Below are 14,735 nucleotides of genomic sequence, written 5' to 3'. Positions count from 1 at the left end.
CGCACCTCGTGGCCGGCCTGGGTCAGCACCTTCCCGGTGGCGAGACCTGCGACGCCGGCGCCGATGATCGCGATCCTCATGGCCGGGCGACCTCGGGCGGCAACTGCGATTCGATGCCGAAGTCAGCCATGATCTTCTTCATCAGCGAGATGTCCTTGGGGCCGGGCGGCATGTCCGCCCGCGCCTGGTAGCAGCGCTCGAGCCCGGCGGGCGAGACCACGAAGATCACCCGCGAATCCTGCTGGTTCCCGACCGCTGGTCAGGGCTGGATGTTCTCCAGGTCATCCAGAAGGCTGGGGTGCTTCGGTTCCCAGCCGAGCGTCTGCCGGGTGTGGGTGCTGGACGAGGGCTGGTCGGCCGCGAAGACCGGGCCGAGAGGACCGTAGGTCTCCGATGGCACCGGCTCGACCGGCAGGCCCAGCCGTCGGCCGATGACCGCCGCGATGTCACTCACCTTGTCTCCCTCGTCGGCCACGGCATGCCAGGAGGTACCGGCCGGAGCCTGCTCCAGGGCGATCCGGAAGAGGACTGCCGCGTCGAGCGCGTGCACGGCCGGCCAGCGCTGTGCGCCGTCGCCCGGGTAGCCGGACACTCCGGTCCGGCGTGCGATGCCGGTCAGCAAACCGGCGAACCCACCCGTGCCCTCGTTGTGAACCGTGCGCGGCAGGCGTACGGCCGTACTCCGGACCCCGCGCGAGGCCAGGCCCAGGACCGCCGTGACCGCGAGGCCACGACCACCGACCGGCCCCTCGGTCGCCGCCGGGTCGGCCTCGGTGGAGGCGCGGCCCGGCGCATAGGGCGTACCAGAGACGGCGACGAGGGGGCGGTCGCTGCCGACGAGTTCCTCACCGAGGGTCGCAAGGGCGGCGCTTTCCTCGGCGACCGCCTTTGCGAGGGCGTCCGGGCTGCTGAAGTCGTTGGCGAATGCCAGGTGGATCACCCCGTCGGCCTGAGCAGCGCCGGCGCGAAGGACGTCCAGATCGGTGAGACCTCCCCGGAGCGGCTCGGCACCGGCCGCCTCGGCGACCTGCGCGGACGCGTCGGAGCGGGCGAGCGCGAGGACGGTGTGGCCGTTGCCGAGCAGTTCGGCGACGACGGCGGAACCGATCAGACCGGTGCCACCAGTGACAAAGACGCGCATGGAACTCTCCCTACGTGATGGGACCCTTGTCCCATCACACTAGCAGGGTGATGGGACAAGAGTCCCATCACGTAGGATGGACCCATGGGTCGGTGGGAACCAGGAGCACGCGAACGTCTCGTCGTGGCTGCCGTCGACCTGTTCACCGAGCAGGGGTACGACGCCACGACGGTCGCGCAGATCGCCGAGCGCGCCGGAGTCACCAAAAGCACCTTCTTCCGGCACTTCCCCGATAAGCGCGAGCTGCTGGTGGCCGGACAGGAGACGCTGAGCCGACTGCTGGCCGAGGGGATCGCCGAGGCGCCCGATGACGCCAGCCCGCTCGAAGCGGTCGCCGCCGGTCTCGAGCGCGCCTCCAGCGCGATGGGCTCCATGAATCGCGAGCTCGCCCCTCGCCTGAAGGCGGCCGTCGCCGCAAGCACCGAACTTCAAGAGCGTGACGCCCTCAAGAGCGTCAGCCTCGCGGCCGCCATGACAACCGCTCTGGTCGCCCGCGGCGCACCGGATCCGACCGCGGCTCTCGCGGGCGAAATGGGCCTCCTCGCCTTCAAGCGGGGGTACGCCAAATGGTCCGAGGCCGACCCCGACACCCAGGACGAGCTCGCCGAGTACGCCCTGGCGGCCCTGAACGACCTGCGCGCGGCGGGCGCGTCACTGGGCTGACCGGACAAACTCACCCGCTCATCGGGTATTTGCCAATCCGGGCTCGGCCACGTCAAGGAATCCAAGGCTGACCCGGCGTTTGAGCCAGGCATCGCCAACCCTGTGGCCACTTTGCGCGCCCGCCCAGTCGGCCTGGTGCGTAGGCACCAGGAGACCTGAGCGGCTGGTCCGGGAGCACCACAGGAAGACAGCGACGGGAGACGATGCCCCGCGCGACGCCGCAGGGAAGTGTGGGAGACGCGTGAATCTCACGCATCCCCCCTTGCCTAACGGCGTCTGGAGTGATCAACAGATGGCGACATCCGAAGCTGTGGTTTCCCCGGTCCGCATCGGGAGACTGTCGATCGGTGCCCTCGGCATCTTGGCACTCGCCCTCGGGGCCCTGCAGTCAGTGGTGGAGCCTGCGCTCCCCCTGCTGCAACGTGAGTTGGAGGTCAGTCCTGCCGAAGGGGCGTTGATCGGCAATTCGTTACTCATCACCGGCGCGGTCGTGACACCCGTCGCAGGCAAACTCGGCGACCGCTACGGCGGAAAGCGGGTGCTGGTCTGGCTGATGGCCGTGGTCTCGGCCGGTGGTCTGTTGGCCGGCCTGGCGCCGAACCTGCCGGTGTTGTTGCTCGGTCAGGTATTGCAGGGCGTCATGGTGGGTGCGCTGCCGCTCTCCTTCATCCTGGTGCGCAAACACCTCCCGGCAGGAGAGTCACAGGTGGCGATCGGCCTGGTCGTCGCGCTGTTCACGGGCGGCGGCATGGTGGGAATGTTGTTTGCGGGGCCGCTCGCGGAAGGGCTGTCCTGGCATTGGATGTTCGCGCTGCCGACGACCGCGATCATCGCGACGACGTTGGTCGTGACTCGGCTGATGCCGCATGATCCGCCGATCCAGTCGGACAACAGGATCGACTGGCCTGGTGTGGTTCTGCTGAGCGGCACATTGCTCGCGTTCATGCTCGGGCTCGTGACGGTGACGAGGGACGGCGGCCTGCCGCCACTCGCGGTCGGTGCCATCGCCGTGGTCGTGGCCGCCCTCGCGTCCGGATGGGTCGCCGTCGAGCGCCGGGCAGCCTCGCCGATGGTCGATCTACGCATGCTGGCAAGGCCTGCAATGTGGCATGCGTGCGTGCTCACCTTCGTCATCACCACCAGTTTCGGGATGGTGGTCTTTCTGCTCCCGCAACTGTTCGGGGTATCGGCCGACGGGTACGGCTTCGGAGCCGGCACCACCGAGATCGGACTGTTCCTGCTGCCCGGCGCCATCGCCGGGGCGGTGAGCGATTCGGTCGGCGGGGTCGCGGCGCGGCGTTTCGGTCCGCGTGCCGTGGTCGTCGTGGGCACCGTCGTCACGGCGGCCACGATGATCGCCCTGGCTTCCCTGCACACCGAGGCATGGCAACTCGCCCTCGCCAAGGTGCTTACCGCGTTCGCCGCGGGCGTCGGTACCACGGCGTTGCTTGCCGGCACCGCCACCTCCGTCGAGACCAGGGACACCGGCATCGCCACCAGCCTGCTCGTGGTGACTCGCGTGATCGGCGTCGCCCTGGGCGCCCAGGTCAGCGGCGCGGTCCTCGCCGCCGGGGCCGACCCGATGACGGGCCGTCCGACCGAATCGGCCTTCGCCACAGGTTTCGCCATCGCCGGCCTCGTAGCCGCATTGTCACTGCTCGTTGTCCGTATCACGAAGAAAGAAGCTCAGGCATGACGCCTACCGGTCTGTCCATGGACGTGAGTACCACTGCGAAGCGCAAAGTTCTGATCTCCGGGGCCAGCATCTCCGGACCCGCGCTGGCCTACTGGCTGCACCGGTCCGGATTCGCGGTCACCGTGGTGGAGAAGGCAGGCGCGCTGCGCGACGGTGGTTACCCAATTGACGTCCGCGGTACGGCGATAGAGGTGGTCCGGCGGATGGGGATACTGCCGAAACTGCACGACGCGCACATCGACTCGCGTCGCTGCACGTTCCTCAACGCCGATGGCAGCGAAGTGGCCTCGCTCAACCCGAGCGCCGTTGCCGGCGGTGTCGAGGGACAGGATCTCGAGGTGCGTCGTGGGGATCTGGCCGCGAGCCTCTATTCGTTGGTCCGCGACGACGTGGAATTCCTGTTCAACGACTCCATCGACACCCTCGACCAGTCTGAACAAGGGGTCGACGTTACTTTCCACAGTGGGCAACGGCGCACGTTCGACCTGGTGGTCGGCGCCGACGGTATGCACTCACATACCCGGGAGTCCCTGTTCGGCCCAGAAGAACAGTTCCACCGCTACCTCGGCTACTGCTTCGCCATATTCACCATGCCGAACACCTTCGGGCTCTCCCGCGAGGTCGTGTTGTGGAACACCCCGGGAAAGGCCGCGGCCCTCTACGCCGTCGGGGACAACGACGAGCTGCACGCCTTCCTGAACTTTCACCAACCAGAACCGCCATCCGACGCCCTTCGGAATCCCGACGCCCAGCGGGACCTGGTCGCCACGATCTTCGCAGGCGCGGGATGGGAAGTCCCCGGCATGGTCAACGCCATGCGCGACGCGGATGACCTGTTCTTCGACACGGCCGGTCAGATCCGTATGCCCCACTGGTCCAGCGGCCGAGTCGCGCTCATCGGCGACGCCGCCTACGCACCCTCGTTCCTCACCGGACAAGGCTCAAGCCTTGCGCTGGTCGGTGCTTATATGCTCGCCAACGCCCTGTCCACGAACCGGGACCACACTGCGGCCTTCGCCGCCTACGAACGTGAAGTTCGCGAGTTCGTAGCCGTGAATCAGGCACTGGTCGACAACGGTGCGGCCACGCTCTTCCCCACCACGGCGCGGGCCCTGGAGCAACGCAACACCATGCTGCGTGACCTCGTCACCATGCCCTCCGCAACAACACGACCGGCCCACTCAGCCCTTACGCTGCCCGAATTCGCCCCGATGCTGTGACCTGATAGTCAGCCGCCCGAGGGGCACAGCCCATGTGAGGGCGCTGCAGCGCCACGGCATGGAGGTGAGCGAGCGGCCCGGAGTGTTTCAGGGCCGGTACGGGAACGCTGTCAGCGCTCCGCTGCTGGGTCCCGTCGGCCGCGTCAATCAGATCGTCCACCACGCCGAGGCGATCACCGAGTTCGCCAACGTCTCCGGGCCGGGCAGCAGCGAGGTGTGCGCGACCAGCCGCGTGGAGCCGCAGAGGGGCCCGGTATCGGACTACGACAGGTCGTCGGTGTTGCCGTCGGGGGCGGTGTGGGCCAGGCCCGTCCGGTAGGCGATGACGACGAGTTGCGCGCGGTCGCGGGCCTGTAGCTTCGTCATGGCGCGCTGCACGTGGGCGCGGACGGTGAAGGGGCTGAGGAACATTCGCTCGGCGATCTCCTGGTTGGACAGGCCGGTCGCGACCAGAGCCACCATCTCGCGTTCGCGCGGGGTGAGCACGGCGAGCTGTTCGGGGTGGTGCGGCGGGGCGTCGTCCGGTGTGGCCAGGAAACGGGCGACCAGGGAGCGGGTCGCGGCGGGAGACAGAAGAGTGTCGCCGTCGGCGATCGTACGCACGGCGTCCAGCAGATCCTCGGCCCCGATGCCCTTGCCGATGAAGCCGCCGGCTCCCGCGCGCAGCGCCTGAGCGACGTACTCGTCGGTCTCGTACGTGGTGAGGATCAGGATGCGGCTGGCACGCAGTTCCGGGTCCGCGCAGATTTCCGACGTGGCGGTGAGTCCGTCCACCTCGGGCATACGAATGTCCATGACCACCACGTCCGGGCGCAGCTCCCGGGTGAGTCTCACCGCCTCCCTGCCGTCGGCGGCCTCGCCGACCACGGTGATGTCGTCGGCGGAGTCGAGAAGCATCCGGAAGGCACCGCGCAGCAGGGCCTGATCATCGGCAAGCAGTACCCGGAGCGTCACGGCGCATCCCCGGCCTCTCCGTCGGCAGTACGTCCGTCGCCTGTCGCTCCGTGGGCCATCCGCCCCTCGATGGTTGTTGCTCCGTCAGTTCTCCGCGTCGTGTCCTTGGCGGGCGGGAGGGGCAGTTGGGCGGAGACGAGGAAGCCGCCCTCCGGGCGCCTGCCCGCGGAGAGGTGTCCCCCGACCGCGGTGGCACGTTCGCGCATCCCGATCAGACCGTAACCGGGCGGACGGTCCGGCGCAGTGGACGCACTCGTTCCCGTGGACGCACTCGTTCCCGTGGACGCGTTCGGCGCCGTACGGGCACCCCCTCCGCCGTCGGCGACGGTGATGGTCACGCGATCGCGGTTCCAGGCGAGGCGCACCCGGGCGCTACCGGTAGCGGCGTGCTTGGTCACGTTGGTCAGGGCCTCCTGGACTATGCGGTAAGCGGTGAGGTCCACTCCCGGCGGCAACGGCCTGACCGTGCCCTCCTGGTGCACCGACACCTCCAGACCCGCGCGGCGGAAGGACTCGAGGAGCGTGGGGAGCCGGGACAGCCCGGGCGCCGGTTCGGCGGGCGCGGCCGCGTCCCCGGACTGACGCAACAGACCGACCGTGGCCCGCAGTTCGTCGAGGGCGTCGCTGGTGGTCTCGACGAGTTCCTTCAGGCTCTTGCGGGTCTGCTCCGGGCGGGTGTCGAAGAGGTGGGCGGCGACCATGGCCTGCGCGTTGGCCAGGGTGATCTGATGGGCCACGAGGTCGTGCAGTTCCCGGGCGATGCGCACCCGTTCCTCGGCCACTCTCCGGCGCGCCTCGCTGTCCCGGCTCTTCTCGGCCCGCCGAGCCCGCTCCTCCACGGCTGCCAGGTAGGCCCGTCGGTTCTGCACCGAGTGACCGAGTACACCGGCCACCAGCGGGAACGCCGCCACCAGTCCCATCCGGCTCGCGTCCTTCCACGAGAGAGCCCCGAGCAAGGGGGTGAAGGCGACCAGCAACGCTGCGGAAGTGAGCGCCACCGCGCTCGCCGCGTGCCGTTCGGTACGCACGGCGAGCGAGTAGGCGGTGATCACGGCGGGGGCCACGATGAGCGGGCTCAGCAGGAGGCCCAAGGGCGGCACCAGCACGCCGCACGCGGTCGTGGCCGCCATGGCGGCCAGGGGCGCCCGGTGCCGCACCGGCAGCACGGCACAGGACACCACGGCGATGAAGTAGGCGGCGGCAGGCGGCGGTGACAGCGTGCTGCCGTCGTCCTGCACCACGCCGCCGAGGAGACAGAGCGCGAACGCCGTCGCCGTGATCGCCCCCTCCCGCCACCACGTGCCGCGTGGTCGCGGGCCACCGCCACCCGTGTTCGTCATGGCCCGGCTCAGTCCCGGCCGACGGGGAGCCGCGGCACCGCTGCGTCCAACTCGGTCGCGGAGGCCGGGACTTGCCTGCTCAGTGCCTCACCCTCGATATCCACATTCGGCAGCACGCGGTTCAGGATACGGGGCAGCCACCAGGCCCGGTGGCCGAGCAGTGCCAGGACCGCGGGTGCGATCGCCATGCGGACGACGAAGGCGTCGAAGGCGACGGCGGAGGCCAGGCCGACGCCCATCGTCTGGATGGTCGGGCTGTTCAGCCCGATGAATCCGGCGAACACGCTGATCATGATGATCGCCGCCGCGGCCACCACGCGTCCGCTGTGCCGGAAACCGTTGACGATTGCCTCGCCGGGGGACGCGCCATGGACGTAGGCCTCCCGCATCCGGGTGAGGAGGAAGACCTCGTAGTCCATGGCGAGGCCGAACACTATTCCGATGATGAGGATCGGCATCAGCGACATGACCGGTCCGGTCTGCTCGATGCCGAGCAGGTCTGCCGCCCAGCCCCACTGGAAGACGGCGACGAGGACGCCGAAGGCGGCTCCCACCGACAGCAGGAAGCCGAGCGCGGCCTTGACCGGGACCAGGACCGAGCGGAAGACCACCAGCAGCAGGAGCACCGCCAGGCCGATGACCACGGTCAGATAGGGGATGAGGGCGTCGGACATGGCTTCGGAGATGTCGATGTTCAGCGCGGTGGTGCCGGTCACCAGGATGCCGGCACCCGTGTCGGCCTCGACGCCGGAGACCGCATCCCGGATCGCGTGCACCAGGTCCTTGGTCTCGCCACTGTTCGGCGCGGTCTGCGGGACGGCGGTGAGGACGGCCGTGTCCAAGGTCTGGCTGAGAACCGGATCACCGACCGACGCGACCCCGTCCACTCCCCGTACGGTCTTGACGACGAGGTCCGTGGTGGCCTGGGTATCCGCAGACCCCGAGGACGCTGCCGTGTCCACGACCACGGTCAACGGGCCGTTGAAGCCGGGGCCGAAGCCTTCTGACAGCAGGTCGTAGGCACGGCGCTGGGTGGTCTCCACCGGCTTGGACTCGTCTCCTGGCAACCCGAGTTCGAGGCTCAGCGCCGGTAGGGCGACGGCGCCGAGACCGAGTCCGGCGATCATCAGCACGGCCACCGGCCGGCGCAGCACGAACCTCGCCCAGCGGGTACCGAGCCCAGATCGGCCGGCCGCGTTGGGCACCAAGTGCGGGTGCTCGCTTCCCGGTTGGGTTGCCTTGCGGACACGGCGGGACAGCACCCGCCGGCCGAAGTAGCCGAACAGCGCGGGGACCAGGGTCAGTGCGACGAGTACGGCAAGGGCTACCGCGCCCGCGCCGCCCATGCCCATCTTGGTGAGTTCGGGGATTCCGACGACCCCCAGCCCGGCCAGGGCGATGATGACCGTCGCGCCGGCGAAGACGACGGCGGATCCGGCCGTGCCGACCGCCCGGCCTGCGGCCTCCTCCGGCTCGCTGCCCTGGGCGAGCTCGTCGCGGAAACGGGAGGTGATGAAGAGTGCGTAGTCGATACCGACCGCAAGACCCAGCATCAGCGCCAGGATGGCGACAGTGGACGTCAGACCCAGGGGAACGGCCAGCGCGGAGACCAGGCCGAAGGCTATGGCCACGCCCAAGAAGGCGGTCAACAGCGACAATCCGGCCGCGACCAGCGACCCGAGGGCGAGCACCAGCACGACCGCCGCCACCGCCACGCCGATGATCTCCGTCGTACCGCCCGGTTCCTCTTCCGAATCCAGGGCCGAGCCGCCGATCTCCACGGTCAGCCCCGCGTTCCGGCCCTGGCGAACGGCGTCCCCGAGGGCGCTCTTCGTCGGCTCGGTCAGGTCGACGGCGTCCGCGGTGTAGGTGATCGTGGAGTAGGCGATGGTGCCGTCCTCGCTGACAGCCCCTGTCTCGTAAGGGTCGGTGGTCGACGCGACCTGATCTCCCCCGACCAGCGAGCCGAGCGTGTCCTCGACGGCCGCCTTGTTCTCCCTGGCCGTCACCCGCTGCCCATCCGGGGCCTGGAACACCAAACGGGCCTCGGCACCCTGGGAGTTGCTCTGGGGGAAGCGCGCGTCCAGCAGGTCGAACGCCTTCTGCGACTCGGTGCCCGGCATGGAGAGGTCCTCTTCCTCCCCGGCCGGCGCCACAGCGGCGGCCGCGACGGCCACCAGCAGGACACCCAGCCACAGACGAAGCACGAGCCGGCGCCGCAGGAAGGCCCACCGTCCGATCCGGTAAAGAAATGTCGCCATCTGTCGATCACTCCAGACGCCGTTAGGCAAGGGGGAATGCGCGCGATTCACGCGCCTCCCACACTTCCCTCCGGCGCCGCGCCGGGCATCGTCTCCCGTCGCTGTCTTCCTCTGGTGCACCGGCACCAGCCGCTCACGTGTCCTGGTGCCCACGCACCAGGCCGACTTGGCCTGGTCCCTTCCGCTCCGTGGTGCTTTTCGCGCGCACGCCCACCAGTACCAGGACGCAGGACTTCGCCTCGGCGCCCACCCCCCTGCCGTAGCTGTCGAGGCACGACCTCGTGTGCAAGGTCGCGTACGACGTAGGTGGCGTCTTTGGGGCTGGTCAGGTGGTGGCGGGGGTCTGGAAGTAGTGGCCCTTGGCGAGGTCTTCGAGCAGGCTGGGGTGGGTGGGCTGCCAGTCGAGCAGTTCGCGGGTCAAGGTGTTCGACACCGGGACGTCGAGGCTCATGAAGGGGCTCAGCCAGGTGAAGTGCTCCTCCGCGGCTTCGGGGTCCACGGAGGCCACCGGTACGTCGAGGTGGCGGCCGATCGCCTCGGCGATGTCGCGGAGGGCGACGCCACCCTCCGCGGCGCCGTGCAGCGCCGAACCGGCGGGCGCTTTCTCGACGGCCAGGCGGAACAGCCGTGCAATGTCGAGGCGGTGGACCGCCGGCCAGCGGTTGGCGCCGTCACCGATGTAGGCGGAGACGTTCTTGGCGCGGGCGGTGGCGACCAGGTGCGGCACCCAGGCGTGGTCCCCCTCGCCGTGGACGGTCGGAGAGACCCGCACCGCTGATGAGCGGACGCCCCGCGAGGCAAACGCGAGCGCGGCCTGGGCGGTGGCCGACCGAACCACATACGGCGAGCCGTCGAGGATGGGCGCATCCTGCTCGGTCACCGCGCGACCTTTCGGGAAGCCGATGAAGCCGGTGGCGAGGACGAAGGGGCGATCAGTGCCGGCGAGCGCATCGCCGAAGGTGTCGACGACGCGGCGATCGGCATCGGCGGCGCCCTGGTAATCGCCGGTGAACGCGCGCTCGCCATTGAAGGCGAGGTGGACCACCCCGTCCGACTTGGCGGCCGTGTCCGACAGAACCTCAAGGTCGTCGAGGGTGCCGCGGACGACCTCCACGCCGGCGGCGGTGAGCGCGGCGGCGGAGGAATCGGAGCGGGCGAGCCCGCTGACCTGGTGCCCCGCGCCGATGAGCTCGGGAACGACAGCGGAGCCGATGAAGCCGGACGCGCCGGTCACAAAGATGCGCATGAGAAACCCCAAGATTTGATTTCAGTTACTGCAATCGACCCTACATCCGATTGCAGCTACTGCAATCGCGTAAGATCCGCCCATGGGTAGATGGGAGCCGAACGCACGCGGGCGCCTGGCGACAGCGGCGCTGGAGCTCTACAGCGAGCGCGGATTCGAGCAGACAACCGTGGCGGAGATCGCCAAACGCGCCGGGCTCACGGAGCGGACCTTCTTCAACCACTACGCCGACAAGCGCGAGGTACTGTTCGCCACCGCCGGCGAGTTTCAGGACCGGTTTGTGGGGGCGGTCTCCGTTGCCCTGAAATCCGTGGCGCCGATCGCCGCTCTGGCCGCGGGTCTTGACGCGATCGCCGAGATGCTCGCCGACCAACGCGACTTCGTACGCGCCCGACAGGCTGTGATCATGTCGAACCCCGAGCTCCAGGAGCGCGACCTGATCAAGCTCGCCTCGACCTCGGCCGCGCTCGCCGACACCCTGCGCCGGCACGGCGTTACGGAACCGGACGCGAGCCTGGCCGCCGAGGCAGGGGTCGCCCTCTTCAAAGTCGGCTTCCACCGCTGGATCGCGGCGGACGAGAACCGCGAGCTGTCGCTGCTGATGCGGGAGGCACTGGACGCCCTCAAGGCCGTGACCGCGGGCAGTTAGGTCTTCTCAGGGATTACCGAGCGGGCGTGTATGTGAGGTCGTTCCGACCTCTGCGCGTAGGACGCAGAGCGGACAGTAGCCAACACCGAAGCGCGGCCGGAATGCGGGCCGCTCGGTGTGATCAAGGCACCTCGTCCGGCGCCGGTGCGATCCAGGTCGCTGTTGTGCACCGCGCCCGCAACGCTACGGAGCCGGTGACAACCATTCGTGCCGGGTGCGAAGGTGTTCCCATGGTGCTGCGCTATCGGACCAACGGTCCGGAGTTCGACTTCCCACCATTCACCGGTCTGCCGCCGGTCCGTTACGTGCTCGCGTCGACCCCCAGGTGCGGCAGCAACATGCTCGCCCGCGCCCTGTGGCACACCGAGCTGGCCGGCTTCGCCGAGCACTACCTCGCCGACGCCTTCGTGCTGGACTACTTGGAGCGGTGGGAATTCGACTCCAGTGATCCGCGGGAGTTGGCGGCAGGCTATGTGCGGCAGCTGATGACGTACCGGACCAGCCCCAACGGCGTGTTCGGGCTGCGGATCTCCGCGGGGCACCTCAGGAGCCTGGAGGTCGACCCGTACGACATCCTCCAGGCACCCCGGTACATCTGGATCCAACGCAGGAACCGGTTGCGGCAGGCCGTGTCGTACACCCTGGCTGAGCAGACCGGTGTCTGGATCCTGGACGGGACCTTTCTGCCGGAGGGGAGCACGCGCGCCGCTCCCCGATACAGCTATGAGGAGATCTGCCGACATCTGCGGCTGCTCGACCGCGAGGCGTCGGTCTGGGAGGACTACTTCGGCCGGCACGGTATCTCCCCGCATACCGTCATCTACGAGGACCTGGTCGCGGACTACGAGGCAGGCCTGCTGGGCTGCCTCGACTTCCTCGGTGTCGGCGCGCCCGCCTCGGTGCCGGCGCCGGGGATCAGGCGTCAGGCCGACGTGTTGACGGAACGGTGGGTCGAGAGGTTCCTACGGGATCGTCGTGCTGAGCGGCCAGCGTCGTAGGCGGTACGGCGTCCACCACAAGTAGCGCCCGGCGCGATGGACCAGGTTTTCGCGCAGGTGACGCTCCAGGACCCGCTCCGTCGACGCCGACGCGACCGCCGGGACGCCGTCCAGCAGCCCCTGGAAGCCCGTGCTCCGAGGGGCGTTGACGACCAGGCGCCGGAAGGAGCCCCAGCGGTGGTCGCGGATCTCCAGGAAGCCGGGGCCGCGGCGGTAGCCGCACTTCGCGATGTGGAACGAGTCGCGCCACGCGGTGACCACGCGTTCCTCGTTCTCCTGTCCCGTGGAGCCGTGGAAGACGGCTGCCGGGGGGTGCAGATGGCTCAGCGCCCGCCACTGGGCCGGGTCTGCCATGCGCAGTGTCCAGTCCACCGCGATGCCGTGGCTGGTGAGTTCCCGGACGAGAAGGAAGACTGCGACCGCGGACGCACCATCCGGATCGGTGAGGTCCACGGGCTCCTGCACCTGGACGAACTGGACGCCGGCGGAGGCGAGTTGTGCGACGGCGTTCACCGGATCGTCCGGCGGCCCTTCGAGGGTGCCGTAACGCATCCCCGGCAGGCGCATGGCCGCTGGATCGCGGTCCCTCCACAGCGTCAGCTCCGGCTTCATCGGGTGTCTCCCCCGGCCGGGGCCGCCAGGGCGGGGACGAGCGACATGTCCTCCCCGTGCAGTCCGGCGCCGTCGAGCCGCAGCAGGTCCTGGTTGGCCACTGCGGGCGCGACCTGCACGTACTGGCCGCCGTCGGCGAAGACCAGGCCGAGGGCGCGCCAGCGCGCCAGCAGCTCGGCGATGCGCTCTTCTGTCACCTCTCCTGCCGACTCCCGCGCGTCCGCATATCGGGCAGCGGTCTTGCGCAGCAGCGCCGCCGGGCTGTGCGGCGTGTCGAGCAGCCGGAACACCGTCACTTCGAGCGGGTCGGTGAGGTCGAGAAGCCGCCAGGAGAAGTCCGGCCGGGTGTCGACCAGGACGATGTGCGTGCCCAGGTCGCAGTGGGTCAGGCGGCTGCGCGGGTACGCCTGCGTCCAGTCGGCGACGGCTGTGCGCAGCCGGTCCAGGCATGCGCCGGCGATGCCCTGGTGCGGTGAGTCAAAGATGTACACCAGGTCGGCGAGTTCGTCCTGTGGCAGGTCGTAGATGTGGTGGTAGTGCGAGGCGGGGCGCAGCTCACCGAAGCCCAGTTCCGGCCGGTCGAAGTAGGGGCTGAACCGCTCGACCTTCAGGCGGGTGGAGTTGGCCGGTGGTCCGAGATGGTGCAGCGCGGGCAGCTGGTCGACGATCTCGTCGTAGTCCTGTTCCGTCTCCCCGGGGAAGCCGTAGAGGTAGTTCCAGCTGAGGTTGATCCCGACGGTCTCCGCGTCCCGCAGCAGCCGTACGTTCTGACAGCCGGTCACCCCCTTGTCCATCAGCTTCAGCACCCGGCTGCTGAGGCTCTCCACGCCGGGCTGCACGTAGCTGATTCCGGCCGCGTACAGCGTCGCCAGCTGCTCGCGCCGCAGGTTCGACTTGATCTCGTAGCACAGCCGCAGGTCGTACCCGCTCTCCTGGAGGAGCGGGGCCATGGAGTTGAGGTAGGACATGTCGAGGATGTTGTCGGTGACCCACACGTCGAGTACGCGGTGGCGCTCGACCAGGCCGAGGATCTCGTCCACGAACCGCCGCGGGTCCTTGCTGCGGAACTCCATGAACGAGCCGTTGAGGCCGCAGAAGGTGCAGTGGTGCTTCTCGCCCCACCAGCAGCCGCGTGAGCCCTCCACCACCAGCCGCGGCTCCACCCAGCCGCCCGCGGTGGACCGCGCGTGCCGCTCGAAGTAGTCGCCGTAGTCCGGGGTGACCAGTGCCCCCGGGGGCAGCGGGGTGGCGTTCATGGGATGTGCCACGGACCGGCCGTGCGGGTCGCGGCGGCACAGGCCGGGGATGGCTGCCAGGTCGTCGGCGTCGCCGTCGCGGAGCGCGGCGAGCAGCCGCGGGAACGCGATCTCGCCCTCACCGCGCACCACGAAGTCGACGTGGGGGAAGTTACGGTGCAGCGCGGCTCCCTGCGGGCCGTCGCAGTTCGCGCCGCCGAAGACGGTGGTGGTGTCGGGTGCCAGTTCCTTGACCACGCGGGCCGCGGCGAGGGTCGCCGCGTTCTGCGCGAACGTGGTGGTGAAGCCGACCACGTCCGGTGCCGTGGCGGCGATCTTGGCGGCTGTCTCCCGGACGAACAGCGGCGCGAGTTCGTGCAGTTCCCGCGCCTTGGCCAGCATGTGCTTCGGCATCTTCCCGCCGAAGTGTTCGGTGAACTCGGCCACCCGCCAACGCGGTTGATCGTTGAGCGCGGCCGAGAAGATCCACTCGCTGTGTCCGGAGAAGTACGAGGTCGAGCAGAAGTCGTACTCCTCGAAGCCGTATTCCGTACGAGCGGCCACCCAGTCGGCGAAGTCGAGGTTGGCGTGCACCACCTCGACGTCCGCGGCGCCGCCGGGGAAGACGTCGAGGATCCGGCGTTTGAGAATGCCGAGTGCGAGGGACGGCGCATCGAGCGACGACCACGGCATGTCCACCAACACGATGTGCAAGGCGGT

The 14,735-nt window shown here is 69.2% G+C and carries 13 protein-coding genes and 1 pseudogene; 5 read left to right on the top strand and 9 right to left on the bottom strand.

Annotation, left to right across the window (positions count from 1 at the left end):
• Nucleotides 1-14: 14 nt before the first annotated feature.
• The 3 genes and pseudogenes from AB0N66_RS28620 to AB0N66_RS28610 all read right to left on the bottom strand — a co-directional run.
• Nucleotides 15-80, bottom strand: a pseudogene (locus AB0N66_RS28620) (hypothetical protein); the annotation flags it as partial.
• Nucleotides 77-229, bottom strand: a complete 153-nt coding sequence (locus AB0N66_RS28615) for a hypothetical protein (RefSeq protein WP_365440322.1) — start codon at nt 227-229, stop codon at nt 77-79. The gene AB0N66_RS28615 and the pseudogene AB0N66_RS28620, both read right to left, overlap by 4 nt.
• A 30-nt stretch (nt 230-259) precedes the next feature.
• Entirely contained in the window at nt 260-1,141 is an 882-nt protein-coding gene (locus tag AB0N66_RS28610) for an SDR family oxidoreductase (protein ID WP_365440320.1), read from the bottom strand.
• Between the two features lie 84 nt (nt 1,142-1,225).
• Between AB0N66_RS28610 and AB0N66_RS28605 the strand changes: the two genes are divergently transcribed.
• The 3 genes from AB0N66_RS28605 to AB0N66_RS28595 all read left to right on the top strand — a co-directional run bounded on the left by AB0N66_RS28605 (nt 1,226) and on the right by AB0N66_RS28595 (nt 4,720).
• Nucleotides 1,226-1,804, top strand: a complete 579-nt coding sequence (locus AB0N66_RS28605; RefSeq protein ID WP_365440318.1) for a helix-turn-helix domain-containing protein — start codon at nt 1,226-1,228, stop codon at nt 1,802-1,804.
• A gap of 292 nt (nt 1,805-2,096) precedes the next feature.
• On the top strand, nt 2,097-3,500 hold the full coding sequence (locus AB0N66_RS28600; protein ID WP_365440316.1) for an MFS transporter: 1,404 nt from the start codon (nt 2,097-2,099) through the stop codon (nt 3,498-3,500).
• Complete coding sequence (locus AB0N66_RS28595) at nt 3,497-4,720, top strand: FAD-dependent monooxygenase (protein ID WP_365440314.1); 1,224 nt, start codon at nt 3,497-3,499, stop codon at nt 4,718-4,720. Before AB0N66_RS28600 ends, AB0N66_RS28595 begins: the two co-directional genes overlap by 4 nt.
• Before the next feature lie 261 nt (nt 4,721-4,981).
• Here AB0N66_RS28595 and AB0N66_RS28590 read toward each other — a convergent pair whose 3' ends face one another.
• From AB0N66_RS28590 to AB0N66_RS28575, 4 genes are all read right to left on the bottom strand, one after another.
• Nucleotides 4,982-5,674 (bottom strand): response regulator transcription factor, encoded by a 693-nt coding sequence (locus AB0N66_RS28590; RefSeq protein ID WP_365440312.1) that lies wholly within the window; start codon nt 5,672-5,674, stop codon nt 4,982-4,984.
• The gene (locus AB0N66_RS28585; RefSeq protein WP_365440310.1) at nt 5,671-7,014 is read right to left on the bottom strand and encodes a sensor histidine kinase; all 1,344 of its coding nucleotides are present in this window, start codon (nt 7,012-7,014) and stop codon (nt 5,671-5,673) included. Before AB0N66_RS28585 ends, AB0N66_RS28590 begins: the two co-directional genes overlap by 4 nt.
• An 8-nt stretch (nt 7,015-7,022) precedes the next feature.
• The gene (locus AB0N66_RS28580) at nt 7,023-9,275 is read right to left on the bottom strand and encodes an MMPL family transporter (protein ID WP_365440308.1); all 2,253 of its coding nucleotides are present in this window, start codon (nt 9,273-9,275) and stop codon (nt 7,023-7,025) included.
• Between the two features lie 325 nt (nt 9,276-9,600).
• Nucleotides 9,601-10,521: an SDR family oxidoreductase gene (locus AB0N66_RS28575; protein WP_365440306.1), complete on the bottom strand. Its 921-nt coding sequence runs from the start codon at nt 10,519-10,521 to the stop codon at nt 9,601-9,603.
• 82 nt (nt 10,522-10,603) lie between these two features.
• On the opposite strand from AB0N66_RS28575, the gene AB0N66_RS28570 reads away from it, so the two are divergent.
• Entirely contained in the window at nt 10,604-11,170 is a 567-nt protein-coding gene (locus tag AB0N66_RS28570; protein WP_365440304.1) for a TetR family transcriptional regulator, read from the top strand.
• A 230-nt stretch (nt 11,171-11,400) separates the two neighbouring features.
• Entirely contained in the window at nt 11,401-12,168 is a 768-nt protein-coding gene (locus AB0N66_RS28565) for a Stf0 family sulfotransferase (RefSeq protein WP_365440302.1), read from the top strand.
• Here AB0N66_RS28565 and AB0N66_RS28560 read toward each other — a convergent pair.
• Nucleotides 12,133-12,780, bottom strand: coding sequence for a DUF5825 family protein (locus AB0N66_RS28560; protein ID WP_365440300.1), 648 nt, complete (start codon nt 12,778-12,780; stop codon nt 12,133-12,135). The two genes, AB0N66_RS28565 and AB0N66_RS28560, sit on opposite strands and share 36 nt — an antisense overlap.
• A complete protein-coding gene (locus AB0N66_RS28555) occupies nt 12,777-14,720 on the bottom strand; it encodes a RiPP maturation radical SAM C-methyltransferase (protein WP_365440517.1) in 1,944 nt (647 codons plus the stop codon). Before AB0N66_RS28555 ends, AB0N66_RS28560 begins: the two co-directional genes overlap by 4 nt.
• Nucleotides 14,721-14,735 lie beyond the last annotated feature (15 nt).

The sequence above is a fragment of the Streptomyces sp. NPDC093544 genome, from assembly GCF_040683495.1.
Taxonomy (GTDB): domain Bacteria; phylum Actinomycetota; class Actinomycetes; order Streptomycetales; family Streptomycetaceae; genus Streptomyces.
The sequence above is the reverse complement of the archived record's forward strand: the minus strand, read 5'-3'. Positions and strand labels throughout refer to the sequence as shown.